The following is a 16,971-nucleotide window of genomic DNA, read 5'->3' on the forward strand; positions in this document are numbered from 1 at the left end:
GACATGGGGGTTTAAGGAGGTCCGCCGACACCGCGGCGGCGGTCAGCGAACCTTGCGGAAGAACTGCCGGATGTCGTGGACGAGCAAATCGGGGGCGTCGTGCGCGGCGAAGTGGCTGCCCCGGTCGTAAACGTTCCAGGAGAGGATGTTCTTGTGGTCGCGGTCGGCGAACGTCCGGATCGACGGAAAGTCCCAGGCGAAATTGGCCAGGCCGAGGGGCACGGTGGTCGGTTCGGGCACGAAGGTGCCCCGGCCGTTCGACTTCTGCTGGACCGGGGCCGACGCCGCGTCCTCGTAGTAGAACCGGGCGGCTGAAGCGGCCGTGTTGGTCAGCCAGTAGATCATCACGTTCGTGAGCACGAAATCCGGGTCGAGCGAAGCACCGAGCAGCTGCGCGTGCCAGCCCAGCAGGCCGGCCGGTGAGTCGGCCAGAGCGTGCGCCAGATTCTGCGGCTCAGTGGACTGGAGCTTGTCGTACGCGCCCCGATTCTGGGTGAACCACTCGGCGAACGCGAGCTTGCCGCGCTCCTCCTCGGACAGACCGGTCAGCTCGGCGGGGTCGCCCGACGGGAACGAGAAGACCTGCGTCACGTGCACACCGCAGACGTGCCCGGGGTCGACCCGGCCCACCTCGGGCGAGATCAGCGATCCGCCGTCATTGCCGGCCGCGCCGTACCGGTCGTATCCGAGTCGGCGCATCAGCTCGGCCCAGGCCCGGGCCACCCGGTACCGGTCCCAACCGCGTTCCCGGGTCGGCCCTGAGAAGCCGAAGCCCGGCACCGACGGAATGACCAGATGGAACGCGTCCGCCGGGTCGCCGCCATGGGCCCGCGGGTCGGTGAGGGGGCCGATCACGTCCAGCCACTCCACCACGGAGGTCGGCCAGCCGTGGGTCAGGATCAGCGGCGTCGCGTCCGGCTCCGGCGACAGCACGTGCAGGAAGTGGATGTTCTGGCCGTCGATCTCAGCGGTGAACTGGGGGTAGGCGTTCAGTTTCCCCTCCCAGGCCCGCCAGTCGTACCCGGTGCGCCACCGCTCGACCAACTGCTTGACGTAGCCCACCGGGACGCCGTACTCCCAACCGGGCGGCACCGGGCCGGCCGGCGCCGACTCGCTCGCGGGCAACTCCTCCGCCCACCGGGTCCGGGCCAGCCGCTGCTGAAGATCGTCGAGCTCGGCCTGGGGGATGGCGATCCGGAACGGGGCGATCGTGCTGTCGTTCGTCATGGTCATCAGCGTAGGAACCGATTAGGAAGAGTTTGTTCCTAAGGAACGGGCAGACTCGAAGAATGTTGGAAACCTCGGCGCGCCTGCTGCGCCTGCTCTCGCTGCTCCAGACGCCTCGCGAGTGGACCGGCACCGAGCTGGCCGAACGGTTGTCGGTCAGCACCCGCACCGTCCGCAACGACGTGGAACGCCTGCGAAAACTCGGCTATCCGGTACACGGCAGCCGAGGCACGCCCGGCTACCGGCTCGGTGCCGGGGCCGCGCTGCCGCCGCTCCTCCTCGACGACGAAGAGGCGGTCGCGGTGGCGATCGGACTGCGCACCGCCGCGGGGGGAACGATCACCGGAGTTGAGGAGACCTCGCTACGCGCACTGGCCAAACTGGAGCAGGTGCTACCGGCCCGACTCCGGCGCCGTGTCAACGCCCTCCAGCAGTACGCCGTCGCGGTGCCCCGCGACGACCTGGGCCCACGGGTGGACGCGGACACGCTGAGCGCCCTCGCCGCCGCCTGCCGGGATCACGAACGCCTGCGATTCGACTACCGAAGCCACGACGGCTCCGAGAGCCGGCGCGAGGTGGAACCATACCGGCTGGTCAACTGGGGACGACGGTGGTACCTCGTCGGGTTCGACGTCGAGCGGGCCGACTGGCGGACGTTCCGGGTGGACCGGCTCCACCCACGCACACCGACGGGTCCCCGATTCACCCCCCGCGATCTCCCAGAGGAGGCCGTCGACCAGGTACGCCGGGGCGTGTCGTCGGCTGCCTGGCGATACCGGGCCCATGTCATGGTGCACGTGCCGGCCGAACAGCTCGCCGAACGGATCAACGCCGCCATCGGCACGATCACGCCGGTCGACGACACCCGCTGCCTGCTGGACACCGGCGCGGACAGCATCGAGGCGCTCGTCGTCCACCTCGGCCTGCTCGGCGTCGACTTCACCGTGACGGAGCCACCGGAACTCGTCGAACGCGTGCGTGCACTCGCCGACCGCTATCACCGCGCCACCGAGCCACAGCCGCAGCACACCTAGGCCAGGCACACGAGGACCACCCACCGCGGCCACTCAGCCTCCAGGTGGTTGCGCATCCGCTCATCGGCGTGAGAGGACGACCGAGAGCACCACACCCGCCGGCGGTTTCGTCTGCGGGACCGGACCACCGGCCGTTGAGCCGCGAGGGCTCAACGGCGACCGCTCGATGGTCAAAAGAAGCAGACGACAATAACCGCAGACAGGACACCCAGAGACGACAGCGGTCATCGTCCGGGCAGTCCACCACACGGTGCCTGACCGGCCCGACGAGCACATCTGGCCCACCATCCCACCTGCCGCCTCGGCCGAGGACGTGGGGTGTTCTGGACGGGGCGGCAGGGGGTGCTACGGGCTGCGAGGGGTGACTACGGGGGCACACGGGTGTCACCCGTCTAACATTTTTTCTAACTTTGTGTTGGCCTACGGTTCCAACGAGTTCGTGAAGGTGCTGGTCAGACTAGAGACCGAGGTCTCTGGAGATGATCAACTTCATGATCTCGTTGGAACCGGCCCAAATTGGGATTAGCGTTCTTTTGACTCCAACGAAAGCGTTAAGGCTCCAGTTCAGGCCAGCTTCCGTGTTAGTTGGTATCGCCCCGTAGCAGTTCCTGGTCGAGAGTCCCTCTAACTTTTGATCTAACAAATTCGGGGAATCCCACGCACGGACCAAAGCCCGAACATCTTCCCTCTGCCCCGAGGAGGAGCCTTGGCCTACGCGATCAAACGGACCTGCAAAAACGGCAAGACCCGATATGTCGGCATGTACAAATCAAAAGACGGGAAATACAAGTCGGCCGGCACCTACGACACACCCGAGCGCGCCGTCGAGGTCGCCGCCAAACAAGAGCGTCACCTGCCCAGTCTGCTACAGGAGACCGCACCGGCCAGCAAGGCCACGATGACCATCCACCGGTTCTGCACCGAGCGCTTCCTGCCCCTGCACAACATCGGCGCCGCCACCAGACAGGGCTACGCCTACACCGCCAAGAACCACATCCTCCCCTACATCGGCCACCTGCGCATCAGCGAAGCCGAGCGCGAGACCTTCTACAACCTCCTCGTCAAAGTCCTCCCCTCCCAAGAGGTCAGCCGAGGCGTCATCGTCGCCACCCGCAAAGTCCTCTCCGCCATGTGCCAGATGGCCCTGGACGAGGGCTACCGCAAAGACAACCCGCTGCGTACCATCCGACTCCCCCAGGCTCCCACCAAACGCATCCTGGTCGCCGACCACGACCAATGGCGCCGCCTCGAAGAAGCCCTCGCCCACCCACCCGCGCGCCTCTTCGCCCGCCTCAACGTCACCTCCTGGGCGCGGCGCTGCGAAATGATCAGCCTTCGCCCCTGCGACTTCGAATTCGACAAGCAAGTTCTTAACATCACTCGCTCCACCGTCTACGTCACCGCCAAGTACCACCCCTCAGGTAGGTCGGGCTGGCTCACCAAACCTCACCCCAAGAACGGAGACTGGCGCCGCTTCGCCATCTCCAAGCAGATGTGCGTATCCCTCCAAGACCACATCGAAGAACACAGCATCGGCCCAGAAGACCTGCTCTTCCCGCACTGGATGTTCGCCTACCAGAAGGACCATGCCGCTGCAGAGACAGAAGAGGAAGAGCTTCCGCCGCTGGTCTCCAAGTCCGGACTCATCTACCAGCACGGCACGAAGGCCGCTCGTTACGGCATGAAATGTACCTGCACGAAATGCAGAGCATTCGCGGCCGACTACCAGCGCGAATGGCGACGCAAGCGCGCCGAAGAATACAAAGCCAACGGACAGCTCCTCAAAACCGACGTGTGGCGGCGGGACGGCACCGAGTTCCTCGGCACCGACGTTTGGAACCGCTTCTGGCATAAAGCCCGCACAGCAGCAGGCCTCCCCGAAGGGTTCACCCCCTACAACGCCCGCCACACCGGCATCAGCTGGGCCATCGACAAAGGAGTCGACCTGCAGAAAGTCCGCCAACGAGCAGGGCACGGCAGCCTGTCCATCACCTCCCGCTACGCCGCCATCCTCAACGAGCAGGACACCACCCTCGCCGAAACCCTCGAAGAGATCTTCAACAACTTCGGCCACTGACCGACGACACCAGGAGAGCTCATGACGCCCAGCCCGGTAACGAGCCGCACCACCGCATCCCTCAGTCCCCGAGCAAACTTCTCACGAGCAGATCCCTGACCTATCAGTAAGACCACGTCTTACGTGGCTTTTTGGGTGGTCTGCTGGGATGATGTCGTGCTGTGTTGATGTCGACTTTGGGTCTGCGGCTGGTGCCCGATGAGCTGTGGGAGATCGTGGAGCCGCTGGTCCCGCAGTACCCGGCGCGCAAGCAAGGAGGCGGAACGGCTCCGGCGGATGATCGGGCGGTGTTCACCGCGGTCGTGTATGTGCTGACCGGCGGTTGCGCGTGGCGGAATCTGCCCACGGAGTTCGGGGCCTCGCCGGCCACGGTGCACCGCCGTTTCGTGTTCTGGACCAGGCAGGGCCTGTGGCAGCGCTTGCATCAGGCGGTGCTGGACGAGCTCGGCTCCAAGGCCGAGGTCGACTGGAGCAGCGCGATCGTGGACGCCGCGGTGGTGCGGGCGAAAAAGGGGGCGCGCTGACCGGGCCGAATCCGGTCGACCGGGGCAAGAAGGGCAGCAAACTCCACCTGCTCTGCGACGGGCAGGGCCTGCCGCTGGCCGTGCTCGTCACCGGCGCGAACGTCCACGACATCCACGGCTTCAGGCCGCTCATCGAAGCCATCCCGCCGATCCGCTCCCGCCGCGGGCCACGTCGGCGCCGCCCGGACAAGGTCCGCGCCGACAAAGCCTACGAGGCCGCTGAGCTGCGCAGATGGCTACGGCAACGGGGCATCGCCTCCCGCATCGCCCGCAAGGGCATCGAATCCAAAGAGCGGTTGGGCCGACACCGCTGGAAGATCGAACGCACCATCTCCTGGCTACTGAACTACCGCCGCCTGGCCGTGCGCTACGAGCGCCACGGCGACCTGTTCACTGCGTTCCTCACTCTCGCAGCAGCCTTGATCTGCTACAAGAAACTCTCCAGAAACACCACATAAGACATGCTCTAATACTGCAACGACAGGTTGTGTCTTTCGCGTCTTCGGTAGTGGCTGTCCCTGGCTCGTTTCTGGACGCGTCTTCGCCATTCAGACCATTCCATAACATGGTCGATGGAGCGTGTGGTGCGCATGACGACACGGTTCCACAGGCGGCGAATCTCGTTGATGCTCAGCGGGATGATACCTACCGGAAGGTATGCACTGTCTCCCCTTTTTGAGCCGCCTGCTGGAGTCGGAGCAGGAAAGCAGATGCGGCCATCGACAAGGTGATGTGCCGGTACCAGGCCTGGTAGCTGCGAACCTGGTAGTGGTCGAGTCCGGTTTCGTTCTTGGCGGCTTGAAAGCACTCCTCGACGGCCCATCTGCTGCCTGCCACCCGCACCAATTCCTCCAAGGTGGCCTGCGCCTCGGCGAAGCAGATGTAGTAAGCGATTTCCGTGGGGTGGCTGATGCTTCTGCGGGCCAGCAGCCAGTGCCCTGCTCCGGGTCTGCGCAGGGGTCTGATATCAACGGCCACCCAGTCGTACAAGCGTGGCCCGTGGGCGCCGTCTCCGCAGCTCAGCCGTCGCCACGCGCCCGGTTCCACCTCGTCGATCAGGTGGTGGGCGCGTTCCTTGCCCAGCTTCATCGAGATCACCATCTGCGTTCGGGGGACGGCGACCACATGGGCGATGCCGCGTTCTTCCATCCACCACCGCAACCGCCACACCTGCCCGTAGGCCTCGTCCGCGGTGACCCACCGGAAAGGGATTCCCGAAGCGACCACCCGCGCCAGTATGGCTTGACCCAGCTCGGGTTTAGTAGCGAACTCCACATCATCGCCGATACCGGCCTGTCGGCACCGTTCACGATCTGAAGTCCACGCTTTGGGCAGATACAGCTCCCGGTCGATCAGCGCGCGCCCTCTCGGGCTCACATAGGCGCAGAACACGCCGATCTGGCAGTTCTCGATCCTGCCGGCGGTCCCGGAATACTGGCGGGCCACACCCGCCGACCTCAGGCCTTTCTTCAGGAACCCGGTGTCATCGAGGATCAGCACACCCCGTTCCGGATCCCCGATGCATTCGGCGACCATGGTGCGGATATCATCCCGCAGGCCATTCGTATCCCAGGCATAGAAATTCAGCAGGCGCTGAAGACGCTCCGGCCCCTTCTCTCCCGACACCTCAGCCAGGGTCCAGCCGTTCTTGCGCTCCAGCTCGCTCAGGAGTCCGCGCAGGTAGGAGGCCGCTTGGCGGCGCGACTCCACCCGGGGAAAACGATGGGCGAACACCGCCAGAAAGTCCGAGAACTCCCGCGACCAGGCTTCGGCATCGATCGTGACCACCCGACATCATCTATCACCCACAGCGACAAGGTCACAACCTGTTGTTGCAGTACTAAGCGATCGCAGCATGAACGCACCCGATGAGTGAGCTGCCCCCGTTCGACGGCCAGGTGTGCCCGTCGAACGGGGCAACATCAGCCCGTTACATGGACGGCGTTGGCATGGAACAGCGGGCTGGCGGGATTGCGCTGCCACAGATCGGTGGCTCCGGACGACCTGGCGGTGGTCGGCGTGCACAACGCGCCCGCTACCGCGCTGTCCGAGCCGCCGTTGACGATGGTGGCCATCGACGCTCATGCCTCGCCCGCTATCTGGCCGAGGTCGTCACCGCACTGCTGGACGGACGGCGGAGCCCGAACCAGGGCCGAACGTCGTCGATCTGGCACCGCCCGCCGTGACGCAGCCGTGCCGTAAAGGCGTGGCGATGTCACAGCACGGTGCGGCTGCACTGCGTCGGGCCGCGCGACCCGGACGGGGCTGTGGTCAGGGCTGGGTCGGGGCGATGGTGGCTGCTTCGCCGGTCGGGGCGCAGCCCACGCTCCTGGAACACCGACGGACGCATCCCCCGCCACTGGTTCCGCGACCACATCTGGCGTCCCGTCCCACCGACTCCGGCCTGAAGTTCAAGATGCACGACCTCCGCCACGCCCATGCCTCCTGGCTCCTCGCAGGCGGCACCGACCTCCAAGTCGTCAAAGAACGCCTCGGCCACGGCGGCATCCCACCACCGAAAAATACCTACACACCGCCCTCGACGCCCGCACCCGTAGATGACCGGAGCACCCAGGTGCAGCCACAAGAACCATCAACTCGTGCCCGCATGCTAAGAGAAGAAGTTCACACCCTTCCCAGTGGACACAACCGATGCCATCAAGATCAACTAACAGTAGCGACTCCCTTAGTCCCTACATCTGGCAACATGATCCGCATGGGCTCAAGCATCGCCAACCAAATGTCTCAAATCGATAACGCGACTGCTTAGCCGCAGGTCGGTAAGGGTTCTCCCCGCGCAGGCGGGGGTGGTCCGCCTTCTGCCGACAGTTCGAGTGGGCGCGGCCGGTTCTCCCCGCGCAGGCGGGGGTGGTCCGCGCCATGCGCGTCAGCATCACCCCGACCGCCGGTTCTCCCCGCGCAGGCGAACTTCCTGCCCGAACACCCCACCCCGGACGCCATCGGGAAAGTCGTGACGCGCCGCGCCGCCCAGGCTGGCATCCCCGACATCACCGCGCACGACTTCCGGCACACCTTCATCAGCGACCTGCTCGCCGCCGGAGTCGACATCGCGACCGTCCAATCGCTCGCCGGGCACGAGTCCGCCACGACCACCGCGGGCTACGACCGTCGACCGGCCGCGGCCCGCCGGGCCGCTGTGGACCTGCTCGCCGCGTGACCAGCAACCACCCGAACCCCTGATTCCAGGTACCCAACAAAGGAGATCGCCATGACTGCCGCCCCGCCCCCTGGTAAGCGCTGTGCCTCGGCTGTGGACAGGCCGCCACCGTGTGGAACGACGACTGGATGGCCGCCGCGTGCGCGGCCCGGTACCCCAACCCCGGTAACCCCGCTGCCTGGTGCTGATCCATGCCCGTTCGGCATGAGCAGCGCATGCAGCATTCGCTACGTGTACATGAGAGAGCAAACAGAGGGTCGTCGTTCTTAACTGAAGGAACAGGGCGAATAAGAAGGGGTACCTCTGAGGAGCTGGAGTGCTTCTACGCCGAGATCGCCGAGACGAACAACAGCTGGACGGCGGGTACTTCGTCGTCGACTTTGAGCGGTTGTGCGTAGTCGGGAAGGCATTCAAGAGGAGCTCTCGGCCACCGCTCGCACGAACCGAGCGCACCTGGCGCGTGTCCAGGACCCAGCTCTCCGCCCGGAATGTGCGCGAGATGCTGGAAGGGGAAGACGAATAAGCAACTCAGCCACGATCACATCTCGCGACGCTGACCAGCCGAGCTGACCCACCACAACGAAGCCCCGTCCTCCTGAGGGAAGGCGGGGCGTTCGTGTTCCGGCGCAAGCTGGCTTCACCCCAGGAGAGCGCGCCCTACTTCTCCTTCGTCATCGTTAGCACGACCAGGTCCTTCGGCCCGACCCGCGTGCCCGGCTTCGGCGACTGCTTCACCACCGTCCAGTTCGTCACCAACAGCACGACCTTGTCTTCCTCGTCCTGCGACCCGAACTGCACGTTCTCCAGCCCGAGCTGCTCGAGCTTGTCCTGCGCGATCGCCCCGTTCAACCCGACGAGCTTCGGCAACCGCACCTTCTTCGCCGCGGGCTTGGCCGCAGGCGGCTGGTCCGCGGGCTGCTGCTTCTGCTGCCCGTTGGCCGGCGGCGTCGCCGTCACGGTCACCGTGACGGTCTCGACCGGGGAGGCGTTCGGTGCGGGCGCGGCACACGCAGCGAGGGGGAGGGCAGCCAGCAGGACGAGGGGGGTGATCCGCACAGGCGATCCTTCGGAGGAAGGCCGCGGCCTCCGGTGCCGCGGCATGCGGTGAATGATGGCACCGGCCCCATCAAGACCACCGGGAAAGAACCGAAACCCCTGTCACGATTCGGGCAGCGGCTGAATGAACAACGCCCCGCCAGGACGAACCCGGCGGGGCGAAGGCGTTGGTGCACGCGGAACTCAGACTACGTCCTTGGCCCCATGCCCGGCAGCAATCCTGTCGATCTGAGCAGCCAGCGCAAAATCCTTCTCAGTGAGCCGGCGCCCAGCGTCATGGGTGGTGATGTTGAAGCGGATCCGCTGCCACGTGATGTGGATATCGGGGTGATGGCCGACCTCGCGAGCCTTGGCCGCGACGTACATCGCCAGGTGCACGCACTCGTGATAGGTGTGCGCGAAGGTCTTGGTGAGCTCGTCGCCATTGCGCGCCCATCCATCGAGGGCGGTCAGGCGTTCGGCGATCTCGTCTTCGGTCAGCGGGGGAGGCACGTCCTCGGACACGGGGGTCTCCTTCGTCAGGTGATCGTCGCGATGATCTCACTCAGCTCGCGGCCGGCTGGTGTCTTGGCCCAGCTCGATGCCTTCCCGTTCAACGCCACCAGTTCGCGGCGCAGCCTCGCCGATCCAGTGTCGGAGGCGACAGCAGTGGTCGCTGCGGCGATCTCGACGACGCGCTCAGGTTCGGGCAATGCGGCCAATGCGGTGGCCTGTCGAGTCCAGAACACGCCGTTGTCGCGGCGGGCTGACTCCGGCGCCGAACCGAGGATGCGGTCCCATAGATCGACGGCCTCGCGGTGCGCGCCGAGACGCCCGTACGCGGTAGCACGCTGCACGTCGATGTACTCCCGGGTTCGGCGGCACGAGTTGCCCCACGGGTGTTCGTCATCGACCTGCGGAACCAGCCCGGCCGCACGGTCGAGAGCCGCATCGACCCTGTCACGTTCCCTGAGGAAGGCGTACCCGTGGGCCTGGTGAACCAGGCCCAACACCCGGACCTTGGGACACAGCCTGCCCTCGTCGGCCAGGGCCGCTTCCGCATAGTCGACGACGGCGCGCCCGTCGCTGACATCGATGGCGAGCATGGCCTTGTTCGTCAGCGCATAGGAGATGAGTTGAGGATCCGCCGAGCGGTGCGCCATGTCGAGGGAGATGTCTCGCCATCTGGCGGACTGGGCGAAGTCGCCGGCGTCCTGGTGCAGCCAGCCGAGCAAAGCTGAGTACGCCACGCCAGCGCCCAGCAGGCCGCGTCGGACCGGCCCATCGGCAGACCGGATCAAGCTGTCGATGAGCTGGGCTTGCGTGGCGACAGTCGGGATGAGGTGCCGCGGGCCGAGGAACATGTCGGCGCGGTAGTGACCGGGCAGCTGTTCGAGGAAGTACACAACGAGCTCCGGAGCGACAGGGCCGACGGGAGGCGGTGCAGACGGCAGGGGCTGCGTAAGCGCGAGCGGTAGAGGCGACTCGACGCTAGGAGACGGGCAGGATGCTTCGTCGTCCTCGGCCGACGTAAGTGGCCCGTCCGAGAAAAGGTTCGCTTCATCGACGCCGAGCGCCGTCGACAGGAGCATCCGATAGCGGGGGCCCGGCTTGTGCTTCCCCGTCTCCCAGTCGCTGCGGATCATGTGCGCGAGCGACTTCACCGCCGGCAGATCCGGGCGCAGCTTCTTCAGCTCGCGCGCCAGGTCCGCTTCGACCCAGCCGCGAGCACGCCGGTACTCCATCAAATGCTGCGACCACATGGGCAGCGTCGCATTGCTGTCCACCGCGTGCACCTTTCGCGATGCGTAGGAGCGCGTAGAAGAAGCCTTCTACCCGCGTCTACGTCTGTCTCCTCAGTATCCCCATCGCCTTGCAGCCCGCACGGTAATTGACTGGACGCGACCGAATCGCTACTGAACGGGAGCCCGCACGGTGCGCGCGGAGACGATCGAAGACCTGCAGAAAGACTGGCCCGGCTGGAAGCTGTGGCGAACCGAGACCATGTGGAACGCCACCCGCCGCGGCCTCAAGCCCCAAGAGCCGGCGGAGTTCTTCTCCCGCCGCGGCCACCTCGTGAGGACGATCCTCGAGGACAGCGCCCGCGAGCTGGCCGCCGCGCTGGAGAACCAAGCAGCGATCGAAGCCGAGCTCACCGCGTTCCTCGCCGACGACCACAGCATCGAGCACCCGATCATCCCGGCCTGCCCGATCGCCTGCCTCGCCCTGCAGCAGGGAACCGAAGACGCTCTGGTGATGCACTGGCGCAGCGACGGCCAGTACGCGCCCACCATCCGCGACCTCCTGCAGCTCCGCGAAGACCGCGACCTCACCGCCCTCTTCGGGATCAGCTACAGCCGCGCCGGCGAGATCGACCGCAAGCTCAAGGCACTCGAGCTGGTGACTGCATGAGCCTGCAGGCCGAGCTCGACCAGGCCGTCGATGCCGCGGCGCGGGCGCAGCTCAACCTGTGTGGACTGCTCGCCGCGCACGGCATTCCCGGCATCGCTGAGCTGCGCCTGCTCTTGGCTTGGCCAGCCGGGATGCGGGACGCCTACAACGGGTGGATGGCGGCGATGGTCACCGTCGTCAACGCCCTCGGCCACGTCGAGGGGATCCGCGACATGAGCGCCCTGTCGGAGAAGGACAAGACCCTGCTCATGGTCCGCGCATACGAGCGGGTGATGTCGAGCCCGTCGCCCGCCTCGACCCGCATGGCGGCCGCCGCTGCCAGGGCAGGCATGTGAACGCCAGCCCGCCAGCACGAAAGATCCAGGGACTCGGACAGGAAGGAAGGACAAGCGCATGACGAGCTGCGAGCCCGAGACCGACGAGGAGCAGGACGAGACCCCGACGCCCGAGGAGCTCGAGATGCGGCGCCGCCATTGGCTGCCGCCCGGATTCCTGGCATGAGCACCGGCTTGCTCGCCGCGCTCATCATCGCCGCCCCGGCCGCGCTCGTCCTCGCAGTCCTGCTGGTGTGGGCGCAGCGGGGCCGCGGCCGACACAGCGACAAGAAGATCTTGTAACGCCGAAACCCCGAGGAAGGAACACCGCCATGACCGTCATCCTCGAACCGCCCGCCCCCACCATCCGCCTGCTGTGGGTCGACCTGACCCGCAAGTGCCAGCTCAACTGCACCCACTGCCTCAACGACTCCGGCCCCACCGGCGACCACGGCACCATGACCAGCGCCGACTGGACCGCCGTCCTGGACCAGGCGTACGCCGCCGGGATCGAGGAGGTCCGCTTCTTCGGAGGCGAGCCGACCCTGCACCCCGACGCCCTTGACCTCGTCGGCCACGCCCTGGACATCGGCCTGTCGATCGAGGTGTTCTCCAACCTCGTCCACGTGTCCGACGCCTGGTGGGACCTGCTCGCCCGGCCGGGCGCCGCGCTGGCCACCTCCTACTACTCCGACGAGCCGGCCGAGCACGACGCCATCACCAGCCGGGCCAGCCACGCCCGTACCCGCGCGAACATCATCCGGGCTGTCGAGAGGGGGATCCTGCTGCGGGTGGAGGTCATCGCCATCTGCGAGGGTCAGCGCACCGCCGAGGCCGCGGCCGAGCTGCGCGGCCTGGGCGTCGAGAACGTCCGTGTCGCGTCGGTGAGGCCGTTCGGCCGGGCCGCCGACGGGCAGGACCCGGACACGGCGGAGCTGTGCGGCCGGTGCGGGACCGGGACGGCGTCGATCGGCCCGGACGGCGTCGTCTCCCCGTGCGTGTTCTCGACCTTCATCAGCGTGGGGAACACCCGAGACACCGCGCTCGCCGGTATCCTGCACAGCCCCGCCATGACCGAGGCCAACGCGACGATCCGTGCCGCGCACGGACCGGACGACGACGATGGCGGCGACGACAAGGACGCCGAGTGCTCCCCGGGATTCCCGGGCAGCGGATGCAGCCCCAGGAACTGACAACGAGATGAGCGGTGACGTGCCCGAGCCTGCGTACCTGGATCTGATCCGCCCGCACACCGGGCACGTCACCGCCGTGCGTTCTCCCTCCGGCGGCAACAGCACAGCCGACACCGTGCTGATCGAGGCCGAGCACGGGACGTTCTTCGTCAAGGCCGTCCCCAACCGGCCCGGCGGCCGCCGGGCCTCCCTCCTGCGCGAAGCCGCCATCAACCCCTACGTGGCGCCCGACCTGTCTCCGGTGATGCGCTGGCGGGCCCAAGACGAGACGTGGATCGTGCTCGGCTTCAACGTCATCGAAGCCCGGCCCGCAGACTTCACCCCCGGCTCGCCGGATCTCCCCGCGGTCGTCGACATCCTCAACCGGATCACCGCGCTGCCCCTGCCGGAGGTGGCGCGCGGCTGGACGGAGACCCGTTGGGACGCCCACGCCGACGATCCCGACTTCCTCCGCGGGGACGCGCTGCTCTACACCGACATCCACCCCGACAACCTCCTCATCGGCCAGACCCGCACATGGGCGATCGACTGGTCATGGCCCACCCGCGGCGCCGCGTTCATCGACCCGGCCCTGCTCGTCATCCAGCTCATCGCCGCCGGCCACACCCCGAAAGCCGCCGAGGACTGGGCCGCCGACTGCACCGCATGGAACGACGCCGATCCGCGGGCCGTCGACGCCTTCGCCATCGCGACCGCCCGCATGTGGCAGACCTTCTCCGAACGCCGCCCGGAGGAAGCGTGGATGCAGGCGATGGCAGAGGCAACCTGCCAGTGGACTGCCTACCGAGATCTCTGAGAGAGCAGAAAAATATGAAGAGGAGCCCGCTGCAGCGGGCTCCCCTTCTCAGCTCCATGCTGGATTGTCGCTTGCGATTACCGCACGACGGCCTGGGCGGAGAGGTTGAAGCGGTCGACGGCAGAACCTCGGCTGAGCGGTGTGGCGCCGAGCCCGAGAACAAGGCGGCGAGCTGGCTCGTTGTGACGCGGGCAGGCCAGTACCACCGAGGGGAAGCCGCGTCCGGCTGCGATCGGCAGCGCCGCCTCGAGCAGCCGGGTGCCGTGACCCTGGCGGCGGCGAGAGGGACGGACCGCGACGTGCAGATGGCCTTCGCGCGGACCGGGCTCCGGTTGCAGGACGACCCTGCCGATGTACTCCAGCCCCTCCTCACCGGGCTCGACCCACCACCATTCGCACGTCATGCCCGGGTCGGTGCCAGGCACTGCGGTCCCGGCCAGCAGAGACTGCACGATGGTCTCGATGCTGTCCCCGGACTCCAAGTCCTCGATGGACTGGCCGCCGGCCTCGGTGTGGCCGGCGCTGGAAGCACGCCCTGGGCGCCTTCGACCTCGCTTTCGACGGCCGTCTCACCCGACACCATCACTGACCAGCGACGACACCCTGTCCCACCGTTCGCTAAACACACCCTGCCGCCGGAACCGCAGGTCAGCGCTGTCCAATGGGCCGGGTGTATGTGATAACGGCCCCTTATCACATACATGGCTACATGATCACAGACAGTATGATCGGCCAAATAGCGCCAAAGAATCCCGGCCGTTTACCGATGCATCTCACAAGTACACCGCCAGCCATTCGGCAAGGCTGTTGGAGGCCGAGGGCGGGGGTCGGCGAGCACCATCGCCCGCCCTGCGGGCGGTCCGCTTTCCAGCTCTCCCAGCAGCCGACCCGCGGTGGCCGACCACGGCGCGGGGGCGAACCGCTCGTCCAGCGCCGTGGCGGCCTGTGCGGGATCGTCCCACTCCAGCACTCTACGGTCACTCACCCGACTGATCCTGCATGATCGGTTTCGCCCTGGCGGTGCAGCGGCGCGCGGGTGGGTGTTCTTGCCTACCTGCGGGGTGGGTTCGGGTTGATATCCGCCGCCTGTCGTATGTAGAGTACGCAACATGATGGGCTATGTAGAGTACGAGGGACGCTGGGGGTTGTTCATCTCCCAAAAGGCCTTGGCCCTGGCCGCGATCGCAGGAATCGCGCTGGGCATGGGCGCACTGGTCAAGCTGGTCCCCGGCCTGGCAGTGCCGGCCAGCGTGACGGCGGCGGTGGCGACACTGCTGTTCGGAGTGTGGACCTGGACCCAGCACACTTCCACCGACACCGACAAGGAGGACCGCCCGTGAGCCGGGAACCGAGAATGACGCTGCAGACGCAGATGGTGCTGCGCCAGGCGCTGCTAGAGCCCTCCCGCGAGTGGTACGGGCTGGAGATGGTGCAGGCCACCGGCCTGCCCACCGGCACCGTCTACCCGATCATCACCCGGCTGGAGCAGGCCCAGTGGATCATCTCCCGTTGGGAGGAGCCGGCCGAGCAGGCCGTCGACGGTCAAGGCCGGCCCCGCCGCCGCTACTACAAGCTCACCACCGAAGGCGCCGAAAGCGCGCGCCTGGCCTTGGCCAAAGCCCACGCCAACCGTGCCACCGCCCCCGTCCCCTGGGGCTCCCTAAACCCCCATCCAGGAGCCGCTTCGTGACCGATTCCCACATCCCCGAACCTCTGCGGGACTGCCTGGCTGAGGAGATCCCCGAAGCCGTACGCCAGGTGTTCAGCGCGGCGAAAGCACTGAGCGCAGCAGGCCAGCTGCAAAAAATAGAAGAAGCGTTGCGATACGTAACCCTGGCGAACCATCTGGCGGATTTGGCACTGGCCGCGCACGACCAGGCAGAGATGGCAACGTACACAAGGGAGGCCGCACAGTACGCCGCGCAGGCGGCGCGGGTCACGGTGAAGGCGGCAGCGGACCCCGAGGGCAGCGCGCCCTGGACGACGTTCGCAACGGTGCAGCTGACGCTACTGGCAAAGAGGAGCGCCGCACTTACCAGGAGAGCGATGATTGTGAGAGACACGCTGACTACGGCGCAGATGATGGATGAGGCAGCACTCGTTGCAAATGCGGCGGGTGCCGCATTGAACGCCACAGCCATGGTGCTCCGGGAAATGGCCAGGTTGTCGCCTCCGGCGCAGGAGACGACAGCGGACCGGCCGCGTAGGCCGGGCCGCACGGCCGCCGGGCTGACGCGCCTGGCGGCCGCGGTGCTTCCGGCCGGGTACCGAGCCCGCTACGCCGAGGAGTGGCTGGGCCTGTTGTGGGAACTGCCCACGCGCCGCCAGCGTGCCCGCCACCTGCTCTCCGTTCTGGCCGGAGCGCCCCGCCAGGCCTACGTGCTGCGCCGCCCCCTGCGCAAGACAGCGTGAGACCTTCGGTCAGCGGGAGACGCGCACCGCATACGGGCCACCGAAGACCTGGTCGCGCCTGACGGCCGCGGTGGAGACCACCGCAGCCGCGCCCGGTACCCGCAGCAGGTGGTAGGCCAGGTGCACCATGGCGTCCAGGTTGCCGGGGCGGTTCACTCCGTCCTACACCGGGAAACCGGTCCCGACCGCCTCGTCACCGTCATCAGCCACCTTCACCCTGTTACAGAAGCTGTCGACGACGTCCTCTGGATCGACGAACCCCCACCGGCTCTCAAGCCCGATGGCTCACCCCGCCCGAACGCGCCGCCCTCATCGACGACGCCGCCCACTCCGGCCTCCTCACCCTCCCGGCCGCGGATTCCTGATCAAAGACTCCCGGTGGTACACGGGATCGGCCGTGGATAACGCCGTGGCCGAATCCTTCAACTCCACTCTGGTGTTCGAGCTCCTCTTCCCAGCAGACCTTCACCGCCCGCGCCCAGGCCCGGCACACCGTCGCGGCCTGGCTCGAGGACTACGACCGATGGAGGGCAGGCATCGCTACGAAGAGGAATCTGTGGCATGACCTTTGCCAGTCTGGTCTAGCGGCAGGGCGAAGCGCATAGGTTCGCGGATCCCGGATGGGTCGTCTACGAACCGCACGTGGTACGCACGTCTTCCCTGGTGAGAAACGCGTTCGCTGAAGGATGAAAGAGCCTCTTTCATCCTCGGGCGGCTTGAGCGGTTCGGTGGTTCTGCAGGACGGCGATGGCTTTGACGAGGTGGCCGG

General features: G+C 66.8%; 20 protein-coding genes. 12 read left to right on the forward strand and 8 right to left on the reverse strand.

Annotated elements, in window-relative coordinates:
• Nucleotides 1–42 precede the first annotated feature (42 nt).
• Nucleotides 43–1,233 (reverse strand): epoxide hydrolase family protein, encoded by a 1,191-nt coding sequence (locus ABD140_RS36890; RefSeq protein ID WP_344247119.1) that lies wholly within the window; start codon nt 1,231–1,233, stop codon nt 43–45.
• 56 nt (nt 1,234–1,289) lie between these two features.
• Between ABD140_RS36890 and ABD140_RS36895 the strand changes: the two genes are divergently transcribed.
• The 3 genes from ABD140_RS36895 to ABD140_RS36905 all read left to right on the forward strand — a co-directional run bounded on the left by ABD140_RS36895 (nt 1,290) and on the right by ABD140_RS36905 (nt 5,320).
• Nucleotides 1,290–2,261 (forward strand): helix-turn-helix transcriptional regulator, encoded by a 972-nt coding sequence (locus ABD140_RS36895; protein WP_344247121.1) that lies wholly within the window; start codon nt 1,290–1,292, stop codon nt 2,259–2,261.
• A 706-nt stretch (nt 2,262–2,967) separates the two neighbouring features.
• Nucleotides 2,968–4,338 carry a tyrosine-type recombinase/integrase gene (locus ABD140_RS36900; RefSeq protein ID WP_344247123.1) on the forward strand — a complete coding sequence of 457 codons (1,371 nt, stop codon included), beginning with the start codon at nt 2,968–2,970 and terminating at the stop codon, nt 4,336–4,338.
• A 167-nt stretch (nt 4,339–4,505) separates the two neighbouring features.
• A protein-coding gene (locus ABD140_RS36905) for an IS5 family transposase (protein ID WP_425544198.1) occupies nt 4,506–5,320 on the forward strand; the annotation gives its coding sequence in 2 pieces (ribosomal slippage) (nt 4,506–4,850 and nt 4,853–5,320; 813 coding nt in all).
• A 187-nt stretch (nt 5,321–5,507) separates the two neighbouring features.
• Here ABD140_RS36905 and ABD140_RS36910 read toward each other — a convergent pair.
• Both ABD140_RS36910 and ABD140_RS36915 read right to left on the reverse strand, forming a co-directional pair.
• The gene (locus tag ABD140_RS36910) at nt 5,508–6,641 is read right to left on the reverse strand and encodes an IS701 family transposase (protein ID WP_425544200.1); all 1,134 of its coding nucleotides are present in this window, start codon (nt 6,639–6,641) and stop codon (nt 5,508–5,510) included.
• Nucleotides 6,642–6,784: 143 nt separating this feature from the next.
• Nucleotides 6,785–6,937 (reverse strand): hypothetical protein, encoded by a 153-nt coding sequence (locus ABD140_RS36915; RefSeq protein WP_344247127.1) that lies wholly within the window; start codon nt 6,935–6,937, stop codon nt 6,785–6,787.
• A 341-nt stretch (nt 6,938–7,278) separates the two neighbouring features.
• On the opposite strand from ABD140_RS36915, the gene ABD140_RS36920 reads away from it, so the two are divergent.
• Together ABD140_RS36920 and ABD140_RS36925 are read left to right on the forward strand one after the other, a co-directional pair.
• Nucleotides 7,279–7,632, forward strand: a complete 354-nt coding sequence (locus ABD140_RS36920) for a site-specific integrase (protein ID WP_344247129.1) — start codon at nt 7,279–7,281, stop codon at nt 7,630–7,632.
• Nucleotides 7,633–7,833: 201 nt separating this feature from the next.
• A complete protein-coding gene (locus tag ABD140_RS36925) occupies nt 7,834–8,040 on the forward strand; it encodes a tyrosine-type recombinase/integrase (protein WP_425544199.1) in 207 nt (68 codons plus the stop codon).
• Between the two features lie 657 nt (nt 8,041–8,697).
• On the opposite strand, the gene ABD140_RS36930 is transcribed toward ABD140_RS36925, so the two are convergent.
• The 3 genes from ABD140_RS36930 to ABD140_RS36940 form a co-directional block, all read right to left on the reverse strand.
• The gene (locus ABD140_RS36930) at nt 8,698–9,096 is read right to left on the reverse strand and encodes a PASTA domain-containing protein (protein ID WP_344247131.1); all 399 of its coding nucleotides are present in this window, start codon (nt 9,094–9,096) and stop codon (nt 8,698–8,700) included.
• Nucleotides 9,097–9,279: 183 nt separating this feature from the next.
• Nucleotides 9,280–9,600 carry a 4a-hydroxytetrahydrobiopterin dehydratase gene (locus ABD140_RS36935; RefSeq protein ID WP_344247133.1) on the reverse strand — a complete coding sequence of 107 codons (321 nt, stop codon included), beginning with the start codon at nt 9,598–9,600 and terminating at the stop codon, nt 9,280–9,282.
• Between the two features lie 14 nt (nt 9,601–9,614).
• Nucleotides 9,615–10,862 (reverse strand): NsdA family TPR-like regulatory protein, encoded by a 1,248-nt coding sequence (locus tag ABD140_RS36940; RefSeq protein WP_344247135.1) that lies wholly within the window; start codon nt 10,860–10,862, stop codon nt 9,615–9,617.
• A gap of 148 nt (nt 10,863–11,010) precedes the next feature.
• Here ABD140_RS36940 and ABD140_RS36945 point away from each other — a divergent pair, with 148 nt between their 5' ends.
• The 4 genes from ABD140_RS36945 to ABD140_RS36960 all read left to right on the forward strand — a co-directional run bounded on the left by ABD140_RS36945 (nt 11,011) and on the right by ABD140_RS36960 (nt 13,790).
• On the forward strand, nt 11,011–11,487 hold the full coding sequence (locus ABD140_RS36945) for a hypothetical protein (RefSeq protein ID WP_344247137.1): 477 nt from the start codon (nt 11,011–11,013) through the stop codon (nt 11,485–11,487).
• Nucleotides 11,484–11,822 (forward strand): hypothetical protein, encoded by a 339-nt coding sequence (locus tag ABD140_RS36950; RefSeq protein WP_344247139.1) that lies wholly within the window; start codon nt 11,484–11,486, stop codon nt 11,820–11,822. Before ABD140_RS36945 ends, ABD140_RS36950 begins: the two co-directional genes overlap by 4 nt.
• 311 nt (nt 11,823–12,133) lie before the next feature.
• Nucleotides 12,134–12,994 carry a radical SAM/SPASM domain-containing protein gene (locus ABD140_RS36955; protein ID WP_344247143.1) on the forward strand — a complete coding sequence of 287 codons (861 nt, stop codon included), beginning with the start codon at nt 12,134–12,136 and terminating at the stop codon, nt 12,992–12,994.
• Between the two features lie 19 nt (nt 12,995–13,013).
• Complete coding sequence (locus ABD140_RS36960) at nt 13,014–13,790, forward strand: protein kinase (protein WP_344247145.1); 777 nt, start codon at nt 13,014–13,016, stop codon at nt 13,788–13,790.
• Between the two features lie 77 nt (nt 13,791–13,867).
• Here ABD140_RS36960 and ABD140_RS36965 read toward each other — a convergent pair whose 3' ends face one another.
• Nucleotides 13,868–14,242: a GNAT family N-acetyltransferase gene (locus ABD140_RS36965; RefSeq protein WP_344247147.1), complete on the reverse strand. Its 375-nt coding sequence runs from the start codon at nt 14,240–14,242 to the stop codon at nt 13,868–13,870.
• Nucleotides 14,243–14,899: 657 nt separating this feature from the next.
• On the opposite strand from ABD140_RS36965, the gene ABD140_RS36970 reads away from it, so the two are divergent.
• The 3 genes from ABD140_RS36970 to ABD140_RS36980 are packed head-to-tail and all read left to right on the forward strand — an operon-like array spanning nt 14,900 to nt 16,202.
• Nucleotides 14,900–15,130, forward strand: a complete 231-nt coding sequence (locus ABD140_RS36970) for a hypothetical protein (RefSeq protein WP_344247149.1) — start codon at nt 14,900–14,902, stop codon at nt 15,128–15,130.
• 14 nt (nt 15,131–15,144) lie between these two features.
• On the forward strand, nt 15,145–15,480 hold the full coding sequence (locus ABD140_RS36975; RefSeq protein ID WP_344247151.1) for a PadR family transcriptional regulator: 336 nt from the start codon (nt 15,145–15,147) through the stop codon (nt 15,478–15,480).
• Complete coding sequence (locus tag ABD140_RS36980; RefSeq protein WP_344247153.1) at nt 15,477–16,202, forward strand: hypothetical protein; 726 nt, start codon at nt 15,477–15,479, stop codon at nt 16,200–16,202. The genes ABD140_RS36975 and ABD140_RS36980 overlap by 4 nt, the downstream gene beginning before the upstream one ends.
• 9 nt (nt 16,203–16,211) lie before the next feature.
• Here ABD140_RS36980 and ABD140_RS36985 read toward each other — a convergent pair whose 3' ends face one another.
• Nucleotides 16,212–16,358 (reverse strand): hypothetical protein, encoded by a 147-nt coding sequence (locus ABD140_RS36985; RefSeq protein WP_344247155.1) that lies wholly within the window; start codon nt 16,356–16,358, stop codon nt 16,212–16,214.
• Nucleotides 16,359–16,971 lie beyond the last annotated feature (613 nt).

The sequence above is a fragment of the Actinocorallia libanotica genome, from assembly GCF_039525175.1.
Taxonomy (GTDB): Bacteria; Actinomycetota; Actinomycetes; order Streptosporangiales; family Streptosporangiaceae; genus Actinocorallia; species Actinocorallia libanotica.

Coding starts and splice junctions, on each gene's coding strand:
- ABD140_RS36890 (WP_344247119.1), bottom strand. CDS start 1,233: ATGACCATGACGAACGACAGCACGATCGCCCCGTTCCGGATCGCCATC.
- ABD140_RS36895 (WP_344247121.1), top strand. CDS start 1,290: ATGTTGGAAACCTCGGCGCGCCTGCTGCGCCTGCTCTCGCTGCTCCAG.
- ABD140_RS36915 (WP_344247127.1), bottom strand. CDS start 6,937: ATGGCCACCATCGTCAACGGCGGCTCGGACAGCGCGGTAGCGGGCGCG.
- ABD140_RS36920 (WP_344247129.1), top strand. CDS start 7,279: ATGCACGACCTCCGCCACGCCCATGCCTCCTGGCTCCTCGCAGGCGGC.
- ABD140_RS36950 (WP_344247139.1), top strand. CDS start 11,484: ATGAGCCTGCAGGCCGAGCTCGACCAGGCCGTCGATGCCGCGGCGCGG.
- ABD140_RS36955 (WP_344247143.1), top strand. CDS start 12,134: ATGACCGTCATCCTCGAACCGCCCGCCCCCACCATCCGCCTGCTGTGG.
- ABD140_RS36970 (WP_344247149.1), top strand. CDS start 14,900: ATGATGGGCTATGTAGAGTACGAGGGACGCTGGGGGTTGTTCATCTCC.
- ABD140_RS36975 (WP_344247151.1), top strand. CDS start 15,145: ATGACGCTGCAGACGCAGATGGTGCTGCGCCAGGCGCTGCTAGAGCCC.